5 protein-coding genes are annotated in these 17752 nt (G+C 79.0%); all 5 read right to left on the reverse strand.

Features of this window, described 5'->3' with window-relative positions; translation table 11 throughout:
* Positions 1–53: 53 nt before the first annotated feature.
* The 5 genes from LPU43_RS21485 to LPU43_RS21505 all read right to left on the reverse strand — a co-directional run bounded on the left by LPU43_RS21485 (position 54) and on the right by LPU43_RS21505 (position 17717).
* The gene (locus LPU43_RS21485; protein ID WP_229402297.1) at positions 54–3449 is read right to left on the reverse strand and encodes a DUF3892 domain-containing protein; all 3396 of its coding nucleotides are present in this window, start codon (positions 3447–3449) and stop codon (positions 54–56) included.
* A gap of 121 nt (positions 3450–3570) precedes the next feature.
* Complete coding sequence (locus tag LPU43_RS21490; RefSeq protein ID WP_229402298.1) at positions 3571–4749, reverse strand: hypothetical protein; 1179 nt, start codon at positions 4747–4749, stop codon at positions 3571–3573.
* Complete coding sequence (locus LPU43_RS21495; RefSeq protein WP_229402299.1) at positions 4746–6065, reverse strand: hypothetical protein; 1320 nt, start codon at positions 6063–6065, stop codon at positions 4746–4748. Before LPU43_RS21495 ends, LPU43_RS21490 begins: the two co-directional genes overlap by 4 nt.
* A 1-nt stretch (position 6066) precedes the next feature.
* Positions 6067–15570: a DUF6603 domain-containing protein gene (locus LPU43_RS21500; protein WP_229402300.1), complete on the reverse strand. Its 9504-nt coding sequence runs from the start codon at positions 15568–15570 to the stop codon at positions 6067–6069.
* Entirely contained in the window at positions 15567–17717 is a 2151-nt protein-coding gene (locus LPU43_RS21505; RefSeq protein ID WP_229402301.1) for a hypothetical protein, read from the reverse strand. Before LPU43_RS21505 ends, LPU43_RS21500 begins: the two co-directional genes overlap by 4 nt.
* Between the last annotated feature and the right edge of the window lie 35 nt (positions 17718–17752).

The following is a 17752-nucleotide window of genomic DNA, read 5'->3' on the forward strand; positions in this document are numbered from 1 at the left end:
GGCAAGTCGCGCCCGGGTGGCGGCGGGGCGCGCCGCCACCCGGGCGCCGTTCGCTAGGCGTGGGCGCACTCCGGCATCGAGTCCAGGTTGTTGGGCGCGCTGCCGTCGGCCACCGTGCGCAGGTACGGCCGGCCGTTGCGCGGCCGGACCACCCGGATCTCGGTGCGGACACTGCCCGGCTGCTCGATGTAGAACGCGAACCGGCCCATCGTGATGAAGTCGATCGCCTCGGAGACCGGGATCAGGAAGTGGCTGCCGTCGGCGTTCGTGCCGCCCAGCGCGGTCACCGTGCGGTTGCTCGACGAGCCGGTGCTGCGGATGCAGGTGATCCGCACCGGCATGGCGCTGTCGAAGTAGCTGGTGTCCGGCGCGAGGGCGACCTGGAGCCAGCCCTCACTGGTCACCGCCGGCGTCTCCGGCAGCCGGGCGTCCCCGGTGGCGGCGACCACCTCGTCGGTGGCCCAGGCCCCCGGCTCGGGGCGGCGGTGCCAGGTCCACACCCCCCGCACGTCCTGCGGTAGCGGCAGCCGGGTGTCGGCCTCCTCCCGCAGCACCGGCCCGTAGCGCCGGGCCGGCGACAGCCGGGCGAGCGCCGGCCCCGTCCACTCCCGCAGCAGCCCGATGCCCTTCTGCGGCACCAGCCCGGTGGTGATGTGCACGTCCGAGCCGGGGGCCATCAGCAACGTCACCGGCACCGGAACGCCCGGCGTGACGGTGAACGTCCCCGAGGTGTCCAGGTAGGGCGAGCGCAGGGGGTCCACCCCGGGGCCGGCGGCGTCGCCCGAGGGGTTCGGCAGGCCGGGCGCGAGCAGCGCCACCGCCGGGTCGACGAGGTGGCAGCGGTCCATCGCGTCGCCCACGAAGTACGCCAGCAGCCCGTCCTGGCTGCGCGCCAGGGTGCCCAGCCGCACCGGCACGGCGGTCGTGGCGTTCTCCGGGGGCTGCCGGGGGTCCTCCACCTCCACCTTCACGTACGCCCGCACCACCGCGACCGGGCGGCCCAGCAGCAGCGCGAGGTGCTCGTCGCCCGAGCGGCCCGTCAGGTCCACCGTCCACCGGGTGGTGTCCAGCGCCCGCAGCAGCGCCTCCAGGGCGCTCTGCCCGCCGCCGACGGCCCGGCCGTCGCGCCGGGCGGCGGCGAGCGCGTTGTCGGCGGCCAGCAGCCCGTCGGCGAACCGCCCCAGGTACGTGTTGGGCAGGAACCGGCTCGGCGCCGCGCCCAGCGTGGCCGGGCGGCCCGGGTCCTCCTCCCACGCGGTCACCCGCTCCGGGTCGGGGCGCAGCCGCCCGTAGCCGCTGCCGGCGGCGTCGAAGAACTCCAGCGTGCGGTCGGTGGGCGAGGGCACGAGGTAGCCGCAGACCGGGCTGGCCCCGGGGGACGCGTCGCGCAGCGCCCCGGTCGCGTCGGCGAATCGCAGCAGCACCCGGGCCGGCGCGGTGAACCGGGGCCGCAGCGCCGCCAGGTCGGGCTGGCCGGGCACGGCCAGGGTCGCGCCGGTGCGCACCCGCGCGGGCGTGGGCACCTCCGCGCCGAGCAGCTCCAGGTACCGGCCGAAGCCGTCGACCAGCCGGGCCCGGTCCAGCCGCAGGAACCCGGCGCGCAGCGCGACGAAGTCCGCCGGGCGCGGCGTCTGCGCGGGGACGGCCGAGTCCGGCGCGTCCGGGGCGTCGACCACAGCGCCGGTGGGGTCGCCGCGCAACTGCGCCGCGATGCCGACCAGTTCGCCGCCGAGCAGGTCGCGCTCGTCGCCGCCCGCGCCGGCCCCGTCGAGCAGGGCCCCGGCGGCCGGCGAGAGCATCACCCGGCCGCGCAGCACCCGCGCCCGCTGCTCGGGCGGGCGGCTCAGCGTCGTCGGCAGCGCGAAGTCGGTCTCGTCCAGCCGCCAGTCGTGCGCCCCCCTCGGGGAGGGCAGGTAGCTGGCCTGCCACTCCAGCAGCAGCGGGTTCCAGGGCCGGCTCGGCGGGGTCACCCCGACCGGGCTGGGCAGGACGCCGTCGACCGCGCCGCCCGGCGGGGGCGTACCCGGGTCGTCGTGGTCCGGGTCGAACGCGGCCCACCACGCCGCGCGGACCGCGGCCACCGGCGACGGCCGGGTCGCGGTGGCCTCGGCCAGGTCCGGCGCCGACCCGGGGTCGAGGCAGGCCAGCTCCACCAGCAGCTCCGTGGCCGCCGCCGGCACCCCGTAGCCGGCGGGCAGGCCGGCCAGGGGCGCGGCGGGCAGCACGTCCGCGCCCCGCCCCGGGTTGCCGCCCGCCACGCCGAAGGCGCGCAGCGCCCGGCCCTCCAGCCGGCACAGCAGCGTCCCGAGGCCGGAGTACCGGCCGTCGGCGCCGTGCTTCGGGCTGCGCCCCGCGCCGGCGACGACCAGCGCCGGCTCCAGCGCGTGCCACACCCGGGGCGCGGTCCGCTCCACCTGGACGAACGAGCCGCCGTCGGCGGTCCCGGCGGCGGGCTGCCAGATGTACTCGTTGCCGGCGGTGGCGGGCGCCGAGCCGAACCGGGCCTGGTGCAGGTCGGCGTCCAGCCGGGCGTCGGCGTCGGGCCCGTCGGCGTCGGCGAGCGCGCCGAGCAGCAGCCCCTCCACCAGCCGGGCGGCGGAGAACCCGTCGTCCGGCTCGGCGGCCACGGCCGCCAGCGACTCGGCAAGGGTCTCCCCGACGGCCAGCGTCACGCCGTCGGCCGCCGGCCGGTAGTCCACCTCCCGGCCGAGCACCCCGCCGTCGCCCGGCCAGCCGGGGGCGGGCCAGCCGAAGGCCAGCGCCGCCGCGTGGTAGACCGACCGGTCGGGTACGGGCTGCCCGGCCGGGCGCGGCGGGTGCAGCTCCCAGCCGAGCTCCTCCATCCGCCGCGCGTGCTCCACCTCGCCGGTGACCCGCAGCGGGTCCCGGGCTCCGGTGGTGTACCAGCCGAGCACCAGGTAGGCCACCGGGCCGGTGACCCCGGTCAGCTCGTCGTGCAGCGCGAAGCGGTGCGTGACGTTGTCGTAGTAGCCGGCCCAGCCGAGGTCGCCGTGGCCGAGGGCGGTCAGCGGCGAGCGCGGCGCGGGCCCGGGGGCGGGCAGGGTCGGCCCGGACAGCGCGTCGTCGACGACGATCGGGTCGACCGCGCCCGCGTACGGCAGCAGCCAGGCGTGCACCGACCGGCGCGCCCCGGCGGAACCGGAGAGCCGGACCACCAGCCAGCGGTCCGGCACCGGCCGGAAGGAGGTGACGCCGTTGTCGTCGGCCACGCCCCGGGTCAGCCCGTCGGGCAGCCCCCAGTGCAGGTGCGCCCCCACCGGCCGCGGCTGGTCCCGGGCGGTGAACGGCTCGGGGAACAGGTCTTCGTGCGCCCGACCGCTCGCCGGCGGGGTGGGGCGGCCCAGGGCGGTCTGGGCCCAGTCGGTCGGCGCGGTGGGCTCCCGGACGACCAGGACGTCGAGGGCCACGGGTACGAGCACGGCGGTCACGGGGGGAACTCCTCAGCGGTGCGGCGGGACGGTACGGCGGCGGGTCGGCCCTCGCGGCCGGTCCCGGGCGCGGCGGGTCGGCCACCGGGGCCGGGCCCGGCCGGCGCGGGTCGGGTCGGGGTCATCGGGCGGCGGAGGCGGCGAAGCGCTGCCGCGACGGCGCCTGCAACAGGGACACGGCGACCCCCGCCCCACGGTGGGGCGCGGACGTCGGTGCGGCCGTGTTGAGCCGCCCGGCGAGGGCGGCGACGTCGACGACCCCGGCCAGCGGGCCGGCCCGCATCGGCACGGCCACGCTGCCCGTCTCCTGGCCGGCGGCCGAGCGCAGCGGCACCCGCCAGCCCGCGCCGTCGGGTTCGAGGCCGAACTGGACGCTCTGCGGCGGCTCCTGCAACCAGACCAGGCGGGGCGTGCCCCGGAACAGCGCCAGCAGCACGGCGGGGGAGAGCCGCTGCAACCGCAGCAGCGGCACCACCAGGTCGGGCCGGGCGGCGGCCAGCACGTCCGGGTCCACCCCCGGGGGCACGTCGGCGGGCAGGTCGCTGGCCCACGCCCGGATCTGCATCGCCGGCCAGCCCGGCACCAGCGCCGAGCGCAGCAGGAACCCGGTGATGGGCACCGCGTCGGCCGCCGCGCGACGGTCGCCCGTGGCGTCGCCGGGGAAGGTGCCGTCGTGGGGCCCGGCGTCGTCGGGAGAGCCGACACCGTTCGGGGGTCCGGCGTCGCCGGGGGAACCGGCCGCGAGGGCGGCGCGTTCCGCGCGCTCCTCGGCCAGCAGTTCGGCGGCCACCGGGATGCTGATCCGGTTGCGCTGCACGTCGCGCACCAGCGGCAGATGCTCGGCCACCGGGCCGTCGACCCGGGGCAGCAGCGTCGCCGTCACCGCCCGCTCCCGGCTGCCGTCGCCGCCGCCGACCGCGAGCGCCCCGGCCCGCAGCCGCTCCAGCCATCCCTGGTCGAGGCGGAAGAAGCGGATCGACTCGGGCGGCAGCAGCCGCGCGTCCGGCACGAGGTAGCGGAACGGCACGTCGTGCAGCAGGGTCCAGCGGGCCAGGACGTGCGCCACGTAGTCGGGCAGCGGCGGGTCGGTCGACTCCACCGCGACCGCCGAGAGCCCGTCCGCCCGCGCCGCCGCTCCGAGGCCGACCGTCGGGTCCGCCGCCTCGGGGCCGGCCGCCTCGGGGCCGGCCGCTTCCAGGCCGGCCGTCGGCCCCGTCGCGCCGGGCGGCGCGGTGTCGCCGAGCACGGCGGAGAGCCGCTGGGCCAGCAGCCGGCCACCGGCCGACATCGTCCGGGTCATCGCCCTTCCCCCTCGTTCGAGCCGATGGCGCGGGCGGCGGTCGCCGCCTGCGGTGGTGCCTGCCACAGGTCCGCCCGGTCGGTCCGGGCCGCCAGCCGGTCGGCCAGCGCCCGGGCCAGCAGCGGCTGCGGTCGCCGCCCGTCCGGCTCCGGCGGGTCGACCGGGGCGTCCCCGGCCGGCCGCGCCGCCGTCGCGGCGAGCGCCCGCGCGCCCCCGGCCAGGTAGTCGCCGACCACGGCCGCCCGCCGCCGCGCCGCGTCGGCGGAGCGGGCCGTGGCCTCGGCCGAGCGGTGCCAGCCCACCACCTCCCGGATGAACCGGCCGTCGGCGGCGGCGAGCAGCCGACCCAGCTCGTACGCGGCGGCGTCGGTGACGTCGTCGGGGGCGGCCGGGCCCGCGCCGGCCCCGCGCAGCGGCGAGCGGTACCCGACGGCGGTGGGGCTGCCGTCGCGGGCCGTCCCGGCCAGCCCGATCCCGCCGTCGGGGCGCGGCGGCGGCGCGCCACCGGGCCCCGGCGCGCCGAAGGCCGCCACGTCGAGGTCGGCGGCGAGCCGCTCGAAGGTGCCCCCCGCCGAGCTGGTGACGAACGACCACGACGCGAGCAGCAGCAGCGTCGGCGAGGGCCCCGTCGTGGTCGTCCAGGCGTCGTCGCGGGCCTCCAGCGAGACCAGGCACGCCGTCCACTTCGTCGGCCCGTCCCCGGCCAGCGGCAGCCGGTTGGCCGTCACCACCGAGAACCAGCCGTCGTCGTCCGTTCCGGCGAGGGCGGTGTCGGCGAGGTCGACCCGGCGTACGTGGGTCAGCAGCCCGACCTCGGCCCGGCTCGGCAGCAGCGCCCGGAAGGTCGCCAGGTCCTTCATCCGCACGCCGCGCACCGGCCGGTTCGGGTCGACCGGCTGGTTGGCGCCCAGCGCCGCCAGCGCGGTGCTCCCCACGACCTGTTGCAGCGCACCCTCGACGAGGACCGCCTCGCCGGCGCGGACCAGCAGCAGTGCCAGCCACGGCGTGCCGTCGCCCAGCCGTCGCTCCCACGGCAGTGTGCGGCGGCCGAGCACCACGTGGGGAAGCCGGTCGGCGAACGTGCCGGCCGCGTCCGCCGGTGGGTGCTGCGCGGCGATCTCGCCGGCGTCCAGGATGAACCGGGGCGCGTCGACCTGCACGTGGGTGGCGTGGGTCGGCGGCGCCGCCAGCGCCGCGCCGCCGGCGGCGGGCCGCACGTCGAGGGAGGAGCTGACCCGGTAGAGCCCGGCCCGCAGGGCCGGCTCGACCCGGTCGTACAGGCGCACGGAGCCGGGCGCCACAGGTGTCTCGGTCATCTCAACCTTCCGTCGTCACCGGCGCGGCCTGCGCCGGGTCGAGTTCGAAACCCACCAGGGCCGTCGGCGCGGACGCCGCGACCGCGCGCCGCTCCGCCCCGACCGGCGCTACCCCGCCGGCCAGGCTCGCCCGGGCGGCGGCGTCGTCCGGGTCGATCGAGTCGTCGCTGTCGCCGACCACGCCCGCGAGCCGCCAACGGTCGCCCGTGCGGACCGTGACGCTGATCGCCCGGGCCGACTCGTCGGCCTCGACGCCGAGCACGATCCGCTGCCGGGGCCCCGGCTCGGGGGTGTGGTACCGGCCGCTGACCCGGACCCCGTCGACGTCCACCAGCACCTCGTCGCAGTCGGCGTCGCGGGCGGTCGCCTCGACCGTGACCACGATCCGGCGGACGCCGGTGGGCAGGTCCGTCACCAGCCCGTCGACCTCGGCGGCCAGCAGCGCGGCGGGCACCGGAACGTGCTCGCCGGCGCGCCGGTAGCGGGCCGGCGGACGCCACGGGTGCGGCAGCCGTACCGTCGCGCCGGCCGCGACCAGCACGCCCTCGGTCACCGGCACCAGCGGGGTGTCGGCCGCCCAGCCGGCCGCGCCGTCGGCCGGGGCCGCGGTGACCACGGCCGTGGCCGCGCCGTCGGGCAGCGCCGCGCCGGCCCGCGCCGGGCCGTCGCCGATCGGCGCCCCCGTGCTGGTGAACGTGGCCAGCCGCAGCGCCTCCCCCGCCCCCGACTCCGCCAGCCGCAGCCGGTACCCGGCGGCGTCGGAGACGTCCCAGAGCTGGGTGTGCCCGGCGGGCAGCGCGGCCAGGTGCGGCTCCGTGGCCAGCACGGCCGGGTGCGGCCCGGCGGCGCGGCGGCCCCGGCGCTGGTCGGGCGAGACGGTGGCGCGCAGCCGGGGCGCGACCGGCGCGAGACGGCGGGCGGCGTCCTCGGGCGCGCCGCGCAGCGCCGCCACCCGGGCGGCGACCCGGGCGGCGAGGCCGGTCGGGGCGGGGGCCGACGCCCCGGCGGGCAGCGGCAGCGGGTGCGGGTCCTCCTCCTCGATCAGGGTCGACAGCGGCACGTCGCGCACCGCCCCGGGAGACCCGGCGACGGCGACCGGCGCGGCGAGCGTCACCCCGGACAGCGCGCGGACCACCGGGTCCGGGCCGCCCCGGCCGGCGGCGGCGCCGTCCCAGAGCGCGGCGGGGAAGCCGGTCGCCGCCGTGGTGGGCCGCAGCCCGGCCAGCTCGGCGGCGGCCAGCGGAGCCCACCCGGCGGCGGTGCTCCGCTCCACGACGACGGCCAGGACCGCGCGGACCCGGCCGACGCCGTGCCCGGCCGGCACCACGTCCACCTCCCGGCCGCCGGCGGTGTCGTCCGGCCGGCCCGCGCCGGCCAGCCGCCACCCGTACAGGGGCATGGCCGACTCGACGCGGACCGCGAACTCCGGTGCCGTTGACCAGGGGCGCTGCGGCGTCCCGTCCGGGCGGGAGCCGGGCGCGGGCGGCAGGGTGCCGGCGGTCACCGTCGTGGCGGTGGCCGCCCGGGCGGGGTCGCCGTTGCCCAGGTACTTCGCCGTCACCTCCGGCCAGGTCAGGTACGGCTGGGTGACCGACCGGCCGAACCGCACGGTCACCGAGGCGATGGCCAGGTCGACGGTGACGGTCCCGCGCAGCGGCGGCCCCTCGATGTGCACCCGGGCGCCCAGCGAGACGCTGACGCTGATCCGGGCGCAGGCGAAGAAGCAGACCTTGATGGTGAAGCGGGCCCCGACCGAGACCGACACGTCGGCGACGTACTTCAGCGGGTCCCAGCTCACCATGACGTCGAGGGCCGCGGTGAACCAGACCCGCACGGGCGATCTGTCGTACGACGCCTCCAGTCGGCCGCCCACCATCACCGTGGACGGGGTGAGGGTGAAGTACGACTGCCCCTTGACCACCACGCCGCTGCCGACGGCCCAGTTGAACCCGACCCGGGGCACCTCGGGGTAGTGGGCCGGTCGGGCGAAGGCCGGGTGGTAGCCGCCGATGGAGAGCAGCACGTCCGACCGGTCCATCCACACCATCAGCGCGAACCCGCCGGTGAGCCGGCAGTCCCTGCTGAGCAGCCACGAGTTGCGGGTCAGCGCCGCCCGCACCGACAGCACCCGGTCGAGGGTGCTGTACCGGGCGGCCAGCGCCAGCTCGACGTTCACGATCGCCGAGTCGGCCGACGGCAGGGCCAGGCGCATCAGGCCCAGCAGCCCCACCTCGACGGAGCGGTCCACCGCCAGGTACGCCACGGCGGTCGTGTTGAGCAGGCCGAACGTGGAGAACTTAACCCCGGCGGCGAGCCAGAACGCGCCCCGGGCCGGCGGGATGTCGGCCGACATCCGGGCCAGCGCCGCCATCGGCCCGCCGTCGCCGGCGAACCCGCCGTCGGTGATGGCCTTGACCAGCGGGAACGCCGGTACCGCCTGCGGGTCGCTGGGCACCAGCAGCCGCCGGTTGTAGCCGGCCCCGCCGCCGAGGCCGAGCACGAACAGGTACGGCGGCCCGCCCAGCGGGGTGCCCACGGAGAGGAACACGAACAGCGAGGTGTACTCCCCGAGGCTGTCCCTCGGCCGGGCGTACGAGCCGACCGCGGTGAGCCCCCGCCCGGCCAGGTCCACCGACAGCATCCCGTCGTACTGGACGCCGCCGCCCGCGCCGACGGCCTTGCGCAGCCCACCGGCGATCGACACCGATGGGGAGCTGAACGACACCGACAGGCCGGCCAGGTCGAGCTGCCAGGTCCGCAGGTCGGTGGGGGTGCGCAGGGGCACCAGCACCGACAGGTCGTCCACGTCCAGGGTGAGCCCGGAGATCGCCACCCCGCCGTCGATCGCCATGCCGATCTTGCCCGGCCCGGCGGTCGCCTGCTGGTAGAGCAGGGCGATCTCGGCGATGTGCAGCGGCCCGAAGCCGCGCTGGATGTCGAAGCGGGCCTCCGTGCGCCCGCCGAAGAGCACCTGCCAGCGGGTGCCGGCGCGGGCCACCGTCAGGTCCAGCGGCGGGTTGACCGGGGACGGGTCGCCGCTGCCGTCGCTCTGCAACAGCGACGCGGCGACCGGGTTGCCGCCCGCGCCGGAGGCCACCGGGAAGCCCAGCCCTTCCAGCGCCAGCGCGCCGTCGAGCACCGGCGGCCGGCGCAGCGCGCCCGCCCCGGTCAGCGGGATGTCGGCGCGCACGTGCCCGGCGACCGCGCCGAGCCGGAACCCGCCGGTGTCCACCAGCGCCGCGCCGGGCGCGGCGGCGGCCACCCGCACGCCGAACCCGCCCAGCCGCAGCACCGGCGCGACGACCGGGGCGGCCGGGTCGGTGAGGTCCAGCAGCAGCAGGCCGGTGCCCCGGCCGGTCTCCCCCCAGCCGGGATCGAGCCCGGCCGGCAGGGCGAAGCGCAGCACCACGGCCACGTCGCCGACGGCCACCGGCAGGTCCCCGCGCACCGCGAGCCCGTACCGGGCGCCGTCGGCGACCACCCGCAGCGCCAGGTCGCCCGGCAGCGGGACGTCGACCCCGGCGACGGCGTCGAGCAGCCCCTTCAGCAGGGCCGGCGGGGCAGGCAGGCTGGTGGACATCCGCAGCCCGTCCGGGTGCGGCACCGCCACCCCGACGGCGCTGAGGAGCTGCGCGGTGCTGCGCCCGCCGGCCCACAGCGGCCGGTCCAGCCACGGCCGCGCGGCGCGCAGGGCGAGGGTGCCGGCCAGCGGCACCACCGTCTGCTCCACGAGGCGGCGCACCTCGGCCTCCGAGGGCAGGACGACCTGGGGGGCCAGCCGCACCGACAGCTCCCCGGTTCCGGCGGCGTCGCTGCCGAGCAGCCCGAGCCGCACGCCGACCTCGGCGGGGCCGGCGGAGACGGCGAGCCGCCCGCGCAGCACGATGCCGAACCCGGTGTCGACGGCCGCGCCGACGGTCAGGGCGGCGGTGACGGCGGGGTGGGCGTACCCGACGACGACGTCGCCGGTCAGCGCCCCGGCGGTGAGGCCGGCGGCGCGCAGCTCCACCGTGGGCGGGGCCGCGCCGAGGTCGACCCGCAGCGCCAGGCCCGCGCCCAGCGGCCCGTCGGCGCGGACCACCAGCAGTCCGGGCCGGGCCGGGTCCTGCGCGGGCACCCGGTCGGCGCCGAGGACCCGGCGCAGCACGGCGGCCAGCGCCGGGCCGGCGTGCCTGCCCAGGTCGGCGAGGCCGCCGGCGGCCAGCTCCTCGGCCAGGTCGGCCAGGGCGCCGGCCCGGGCCGCGAAGCCGTGCGGCGCGGCGGCCGGGTCGTACACCCCGAGGGCTTCCAGGGCCGCGAGCGCGTCGTCGAGGATCGCCGGCCGGGGGGTACGCGCCCCCACGGCGGCCACCAACCGGTCGAGCACCTCCGGCAGGAGGCGCTGGGCGGCGGCGTCGACGAGGTCGTCCATGCCGGACACGGCGGGCAGCAGGGTGAGCGTGGCGCCCAGCCCGACCGGGGTGACGGCCAGGGCCAGCCCGGCGGGGTCGGCGCCGAGGCGCAGCTCCACGGCGTCCCAGTCGCCGGGCAGCGGCACGCGCAGGGCGAGGTCGCCGGCGGGGCGCACCTGCCGGGCGCCGTCGACGTCCAGGCGCAGCCCGACGCCGAGGGTGGCCGGCCGACCGTCGGCGGCCCACAGCTCGACGGGGGCGGCGGTGCCGACGGTCAGCCGCAGCCGCCGGTCCGCGCCGGTGCCGACGTCGGCGAGGTCGACGGTGAGGCCACCGGGCAGGGTCAGCGTGTGCGCCGGGTCGTCGGCCAGGCCGAGCGGCCCGGCGGCCAGCCGCAGCACGTCGGCCAGGGGCCCCGCGAGCGGCGGCCTCCCCGGCTCCGGGGCGAACGTCTCGGCCAGCCACCCGCCGGGGAGGGTCAGCAGCCGGCTCAGGGTGCCGACCTGCACGCCGGGGCCGGCGAGCTGCTCCAGCAGCACGCCGAGGGCGGAGTCGACCAGCAGCCGGGGCAGCAGCGGGGCGAGCCGTGCCGCCAGGTCCGGCGGGGCCGGGGCCAGCTCCACCGGCCCGTCCAGCCAGGACGTGTCCAGCGTCAGCCGGCCGTCGCCGGCGGTCAGCCGCAGCGCCCCGACGCCCAGCGCGGCGCGGGCGGTGGGCCGCGCGTCGCCGAGCGTGACCGTGGTCGAGCCGGTGAAGCGGGCGCCGTGGCCCAGCCGCAGCCCGTCGCCGACGGTGCGGGCGGTCAGCCGCCACGGCCCCGGCTCCAGCAGCAGCTCGACCGGCAGGTTCGGCAGCCGCCGCCGCCACGGCCCGACGCCGTCGGCCGCCCCGGGGTCACGGGCCAGCCCGAGCAGGCCGGCGGCGCGGTCGACGAGCGCGGGGAGCCGGGCGGCGAGGAAGGCGGCCGGGTCGTCGGTCAGCGCGGCCGTCGCGTCGGCGAGCACGGCGGCGGGCTGCCCGCCGGTGGCCCGCCGCAGGACGCCGAGGGCGGCCAGCGCGTCGAGCAGCCGGGCCAGCCGGCCGCCGGGGCGGGCGGCGCGGTCCAGCTCGCGGACGAGGGCGTCGAGCAGCGGTGGGGTGCGCGGGTCGGCGAGGTCCACCACGGCGGCGGCCTCGCCCCGCACCGCGACGTCGTGCAGCAGCACGGCGACCGAGGTGCGGCCGGCGGCGACGCTGGCCTCCACGGTCCAGGCGCGCACCCGCGCGTCGAGGGGTCGACCGTCGCCGGGGCCGCCGAGCAGCCAGCCGTCCGGCCGGCTCACCCGCAGCCGCACCTCCAGCGCGGGAGCTGCGCCGTCGGCGTCGGCGTCGGGCAGCAGCGCCACCCGGCCGAGGCCGAGCCGCACGTCGGCGGTGACCTCGGGGTCGCCGGGCTGCGCCGGCCCCAGGTCCAGCCCGAGCCGGACGGCCCCGGCGGCGGCCGTGGGCAGGTCGGGCGCGGCGGCGGAGGTGTGCCAGGTCAGCGCGTTGGCCAGCAGCTCGCGCAGGTCGGCGCGGAGGCGGCCGTGGACGGCCAGCGTCGGCACGGCGGGGGCGGCGGTGGGCGGGGCCCAGCGGGCGAAGGCCGCCGCCGGCAGGGGCAGCGCCGCCGGGGCCTGGCCGGGGGGTGTCGCCGCGTACCCGTCGAGGAGCTGGCCGAGCAGCCGCAGCGCGGCGTCGACGGCCGGGCCGTCCGGGGTGCCGGCGGGGGCGAGCAGCCGGGCGAGGCGCACCCCGTCGGCTACCACCGGGGCGTCGACGGGCAGCACCGCGTTGTCCGCCGGGGTGCCGACGGTGGTCAGCCCGAGGACCTCGCCGGGCACGGTGGCGGCGAGCCGCCGGGCTACCTGGCCGAGGTAGGAGTGCCCGACCAGGACGGTGCGCACCCCGGGGCGGGTGGCCCGTACCGCGTCGTGGACCCGGCGCAGCGCGGCCAGGGCCGTCGCGGCGGGCAGCGTCCCGTCGTCGCCGAGGTCCACCACGTACCAGCGGGCGGCGGTCAGCGCGCCGAGGTCGACGCGCTCGGGCGACGTCCCGGGCACCCGCAGGTCGACCCGGCACACGTCGGCGGCGGTGACGCCCTCCAGCAGCGCCTCCCAGGGCCGGGCCCCGGCCAGCGGCGGCGCCAGCAGCAGTACCGCCCAGCCGTCGCCCGCTGCGGCGGTGTACTCGGCGATCGACGCGCGCACCTGCGCCACCGTCGCCGGGGCGGCCGGCAGGTCGTGGTGGGCGGCGTCGACGAGGTCGCCGACCCGGAGCCCGGCCGCCGCGGAGGCGTCGGCGGCCACCAGCCCGTCGCCCTCGGCGAGGAGCTCCGCCAGGGCGTCGACGGCGAGCGCGGCGTGGGCGGGGTCGACGGCCGACAGCAGCGCGTCGAGCTCCGGCCGGTACGCGCCGGCCAGCCGACCGGCGGCCAGCACGTCGGCCCCGGTCAGCGGGTCGCGGGGGGCGGCCTCCGCCCCGGCGGCGGACTCGGTCTCGGTCTCGGGGACGGTGAGGTAGCGCTCCAGCAGCGGGTCCAGCGCCCAGGCGGCCGGCGGTCCGGCGGGCTCCAGCCAGGTCAGCAGCTCGACGCCGTCCCCGCCGGCCCGGTGCAGGGGCACCCGCCAGGGCACGACCGGCGTGCCGGAGCCGTCGACCGGCAGGTCCGGCGCGGGCAGCGGCTGGCCGGGCAGCGCCGGCAGCCGGTCGGTGAGCAGCGCCTGCACCAGCTCCAGCAGGCGGCGCAGGGGCGGCCCGGCGGGGGCCGTGCCGCCGGCCGCGTCCCGGGCCAGCGCCGCCAGCCAGGCGCGGACGGCGTCGGCGGGCCCGGCCAGCAGGCTGGTCAGGTCGTCCGGGTCGGGCGGGAGCAGGGCCGGCACGCCCGCCGACCCGCCGGTGGCGTCGGGCCCGCCGAGGCCGACCAGCGCCAGCAGATCGCGGGCGGCCGGGCCGCCCCAGGAGGCCGCGACGCGGGACAGCAGCGCCCGCGTCGCCGCCCAGAGGGTGCCGGCCGGAATGCCGAGCCCCAGGTCGGGCCGGGTCGGATCGACCGGGCCGGCGGCGGGCAGCCGCAGGTCCCCGAGGGGGTACGGGGTGCCGTCGACCACGACGGTCAGGCCCCGCGCGATCGCGGCGGCGGTGACCGGCGCGCCGAGCGACCAGCCGGCCTCGACGCGCACGGACTCGGTACGGACGGTCACGGGGCCCACGACCGGCGTGGCGGCGGCGAACTCGGCGGCGACGGTGGCCGAGCCGAGCCAGGTGGCGGCGCCCGAGTCGGGGGCGAGGGGCACGGTGAGCAGGGTCAGCCGCGCGTCGGCCCGCCACGGCCGCGCCGGGTCGAGCACGGCCCCGGCGGCGAGGCCGAGCCCGAGGACGAGCACGGGCGCGCCCGGCGTGCCGGCGTCCCACAGCGACAGGCGGGTGGCCAGCGCGGTCCCGGTGAAGGCCGGCAGGTCGACCTGCCAGGGGTCGGCGGCGGTGCCGGCGCCGGTGACGACCGGGGCGGACACCCCGGCCAGCCGGGCCAGGTCGGCCAGCACGGGCGCCCAGCCCTGCGGGGTGGCCCGCAGGGCCCGGTAGTACCCGGCGACGGCGGCGGCCGGCGCGGTGGTCAGCAGGCCCAGGTCGACGCCCGGGGTGGTGCCGAGGCCGACGAGCCGGCGCAGGGCGGCGACCGGCCCGGCCGCCGGGCCGAGGCCGGCGTCGATCGCCTCGGTGAGCAGCGACTGGGCGGCGGCGGTCAGCGAGCGGGCGTCGGTGAGGTCCACCAGCGGCAGCTCGGTGGGGGTGCCGTCGAGGTCGATCAGGACGTCACGCAGCTCCAGCAGCGGCCGGACGGCCCGGTCGGCGGCGGTGTACCGCACGCCGGCGCGCAGCCGGCCGACCCGGAACCCGCCGGCCGGCTCCCCGGCGGCCGGGAACAGCCGCCCGCCGGAGGCGGGGGAGGTGAGGACGAGGTCGAGCCGTTCGAAGAGGGTGACCGGGGTGGCGTCGCCGAGCGGCATCACCAGCAGGACGGCGTCGCCGTCCACGCGGGCGTCGACGCCGGTGCCGACGTAGCCGACCCGGACGCCCCACACCAGCGCCGTGCTCCCGGTCGCGGGGTCGGCGCGCACGGCGACGGTCAGCGCGACGGCGGGGGTGTCGAGCAGCTCGAACACCATCGGGTCGGCCTCGGTGGGCAGCGCGGTGCGGCCCGAGGCGGGGCGGCCGAGCAGTTGGCCGAGCGAGTCGAGCCAGGCGACCAGGCCGGGCTCGCCCGCCTCGGTGCGGGAGGTGACCAGGCCGGCGAGCCAGTCGCGGAAGGCCGCCGGCCCCTCGGCGAGGCGGTCCATCGGCAGCGGGGGCATCCCGGGCGTCAGGCCGAGCAGCCCGGGCAGGTGCTCGGCGACCAACCGGACCGGCTCGGGGATCGTGCCGGAGAGCTCCGCCAGGACCAGCCGCAGCAGGGCGGTCACCAGGGTGGCGGCGCCCGCGCTGCCCGTGCCGGGGTCCAGCACCAGCGGCGCGGAGGTGCCCGGCAGCCCGGTGACGGTGACGGTCAGCCGGGTCCGCGCCTCGTGCGGCGGGGCCACCAGCAGGACGGCGGCCTCGGCGGTGGCGCCGGTGTCGCCCAGTGGGGTGCGGACCCGCAGCCGCACGGGGTGCTCCGGGGTGGCGGCGACGGGCCGGACGGTGTCCCCGTCGGCGACGAGCAGGTCGAGCTGCGCGGTGACGCCGGGCCCGCCGGCGATCGGCCCGCCCTCGGCCGCCAGGCCGAGGGTCAGCCGCCCCGAACCCTCCTCGCGTACGCGCAGGAAGAGCTGCCCCTTGCCGTCCGAGGCGAGCAGCGGCACGTGCCGGGTGCGCACCCCCAGCGGGTCCGTCGCGACGGCGGGGAAGCGCGGGTCGTCCTGCGGCAGCAGCGCGGCGACGGCCCGCACCAGCGCGGCCCGCTGGTCGGCGTCGCTGACGAGCCTGCCGACGCGGCCCCACGGGTCGGTGAAGAACGTCTCGTCGAGCCGGGTTCCCCCGCCCGTGGTGGGGACCAGCAGGCCGAGGGCGGTGCCCAGGTCGGTGAGGTCGGCGTCGAGTCCGTCGACGGTGATCATTCGCCCACCCATCCGTGGAAGCTGCCCGGCTCGCCGTCGAGGCCGGTCATGTCGGTGTCGGTCTTGAAGCGGTCCTGCAACAGCAGCAGGTAGTGGTCGCGGATCTGCTTGTCGTAGATGTCCCGCTCGATGAGGTAGTGCAGTTGGAACAGGCGCAGCCAGGCCGGGCGCAGCGGGGAGTTCGCCGGGACGGCGTCGTACGGCCGCAGCTCGTCCTGCCGGTCGGCGGGCATCCGGGCGATGGCGCGCTCGGTGCGGACGATGGCCCCGTGTATCGCGGCGCGGACCTTGCCCGGCTTGTTGATGTGCTGGTCGAGGGCGACCGCCGCGAGGAACTCCGAGCTGACGAAGTCCCGGATGCGGAACGTCCGGCCGCGCACCTCCAGCCTGATCTCGGTGGGGGCCGCCTGCCGGGCCAGCCGCTCGAACCGCCAGACGCCGGTCCAGATCTGAGTGATCTTGTACTCGGTGGAGCAGAGGGAGGCCAGCCGCACGCGGGCGCACCAGTGCGGCGCGATGTGGTACTTGTTGCCGACCTTGGTCACCCCGAAGAATGCCTGCCGGGGCTTGACCACGCCGGGCGCGCCGGTCGGGACGGGCAGCCGTCGGCGCGGCTGGCCCGGGGGCACCTCGAAGAACGTGGCGTACTGCGGGGCGAAGTCCTTGCCCGTGCGCGGGGTGCCGTCGGCGTGGAACGCCTCCGGGTTGGCGGCCCGGACCCGTGCCGGGTCGGCCGTCTCGGCGACGGCCTCCACCCCGGCCTCCTTCCACCACAGCTCGACCTGGAGGCCCCACATCCCGAAGTAGAGGTCGTAGAGGTCGGGCGCGGCGTTGCGGTACCGGGCCAGCAGCACGGTCAGTTCCTCGTTGACGTGCGCGGACCACTGCTGGATTCCGGTGGAGAGCAGCCCGGCGTCGGCGCTGCGGGAGGCGTCGAGCATCCCCTCCTTGGGCGAGATCAACCGCACCACGCGCAGCCGGGCCCGGTCGGCCTCGCTGGTCAGCCCGATCGCGGCCTCGTTCTCCACGATGAAGGCGGCGGGTTCCTGACGCCCGCCGTACGCCGGGCCGTACCAGGTCTTGGTGCTCTCGGTGGTCTGCTGGCCGAGGTGCAGGTCGCGGCCGTGGATGAGGTAGCGCAGCCCGCCGGTCTTCTCCTGCGCGGCGGCGTCGGTGGGGTTGGCCGCGACGACGGGCGTGGTGGCCGCGACGGGCGGCAGGGGCAGGTCGACCGGTACGACGCCGGGGCCGACCAGCTCCGGCGGCTGCCACCCGCCGGCCTCGGTGCGGGTCAGCCGCAGGGCGACGCCCAGCGCCGAGCGGGCCGCCGTCGCCTCCGCCCCGGTGGCCCGGCCGGCGAGGGCGAACAGCCGGCGCAGCACGGCGTGCCCGGAGGTGACGCCGGCGAGCAGCTCCAGCTCCCAGGGGGCCAGCCGCCTGGTGATCGTGACGGCGAGGGTGGCGGCGTCGGCCGGGTCCGCCGTCTCGACCTGGCGCAGGAGTTCGACGATCCGGAAGACCGCCTCGAACGGGTTGCCCACGAGCCGCTTCTCGACGTACGTGGCGGCCTCGTCCACGCTCATCCCGGTGAGCACGGTCGCCACGGCCGTACGCAGCAGGTGCGGGTCGGGCAGGGGGAGCGACGCGGCGGGGACCTCCAGCGTGGTGTTGACCAGCTCCGGGTGCGTCGCCCCCCACCCGCGCACGGTCTCCCAGTCGGTGACCCACGACTCGCCGGCCCCGGCGACCTCGACGGGCAGCGGGAACCAGAGGCCGGCCCGCCACGGCGTGCTGCTGTGCCAGGCCAGGTAGCCCTGGTTCCAGACCCACAGCCCCCGGGCGATCTGGAGCTTCTCCTCGTCGGTGGCGGCGGGGACGCCCGCCGGCCACAGCGTGCGGGTGACCCAGTGGGCCAGCCCGTGCGCGGTGGTCCCCGGGCCGAGGAAGACCGACAGGGTGGGCCGCTGGTCGACCGTGCGCCGGCCGCCGGCGGTGTTGGTCAGCACGCCCGCGACGATCCCGGGTGTCAGCGGGCCCGGCAGGGGCACCGGGTTGCGCAGCAGGACGTTGTGGGTCGACGGGGGGACGGCGCCGGGCTGGGCCGCCGCCAGCGTCGCGGTGGCGAGCGTCTGGGCCAGGGTGTTCACGCGGATGTCTCCAGGAGAGGGCGGCCGTCCGCCCG

The sequence above is a fragment of the Micromonospora okii genome (genome assembly GCF_020884795.1).
GTDB classification, from domain to species: Bacteria; Actinomycetota; Actinomycetes; order Mycobacteriales; family Micromonosporaceae; genus Micromonospora; species Micromonospora okii.

Excerpts from the sequence above, each read along its gene's own strand:
- LPU43_RS21490 (WP_229402298.1), bottom strand. The coding sequence starts at position 4,749 with ATGACCCGGACGATGTCGGCCGGTGGCCGGCTGCTGGCCCAGCGGCTC.
- LPU43_RS21495 (WP_229402299.1), bottom strand. The coding sequence starts at position 6,065 with ATGACCGAGACACCTGTGGCGCCCGGCTCCGTGCGCCTGTACGACCGG.
- LPU43_RS21500 (WP_229402300.1), bottom strand. The coding sequence starts at position 15,570 with ATGATCACCGTCGACGGACTCGACGCCGACCTCACCGACCTGGGCACC.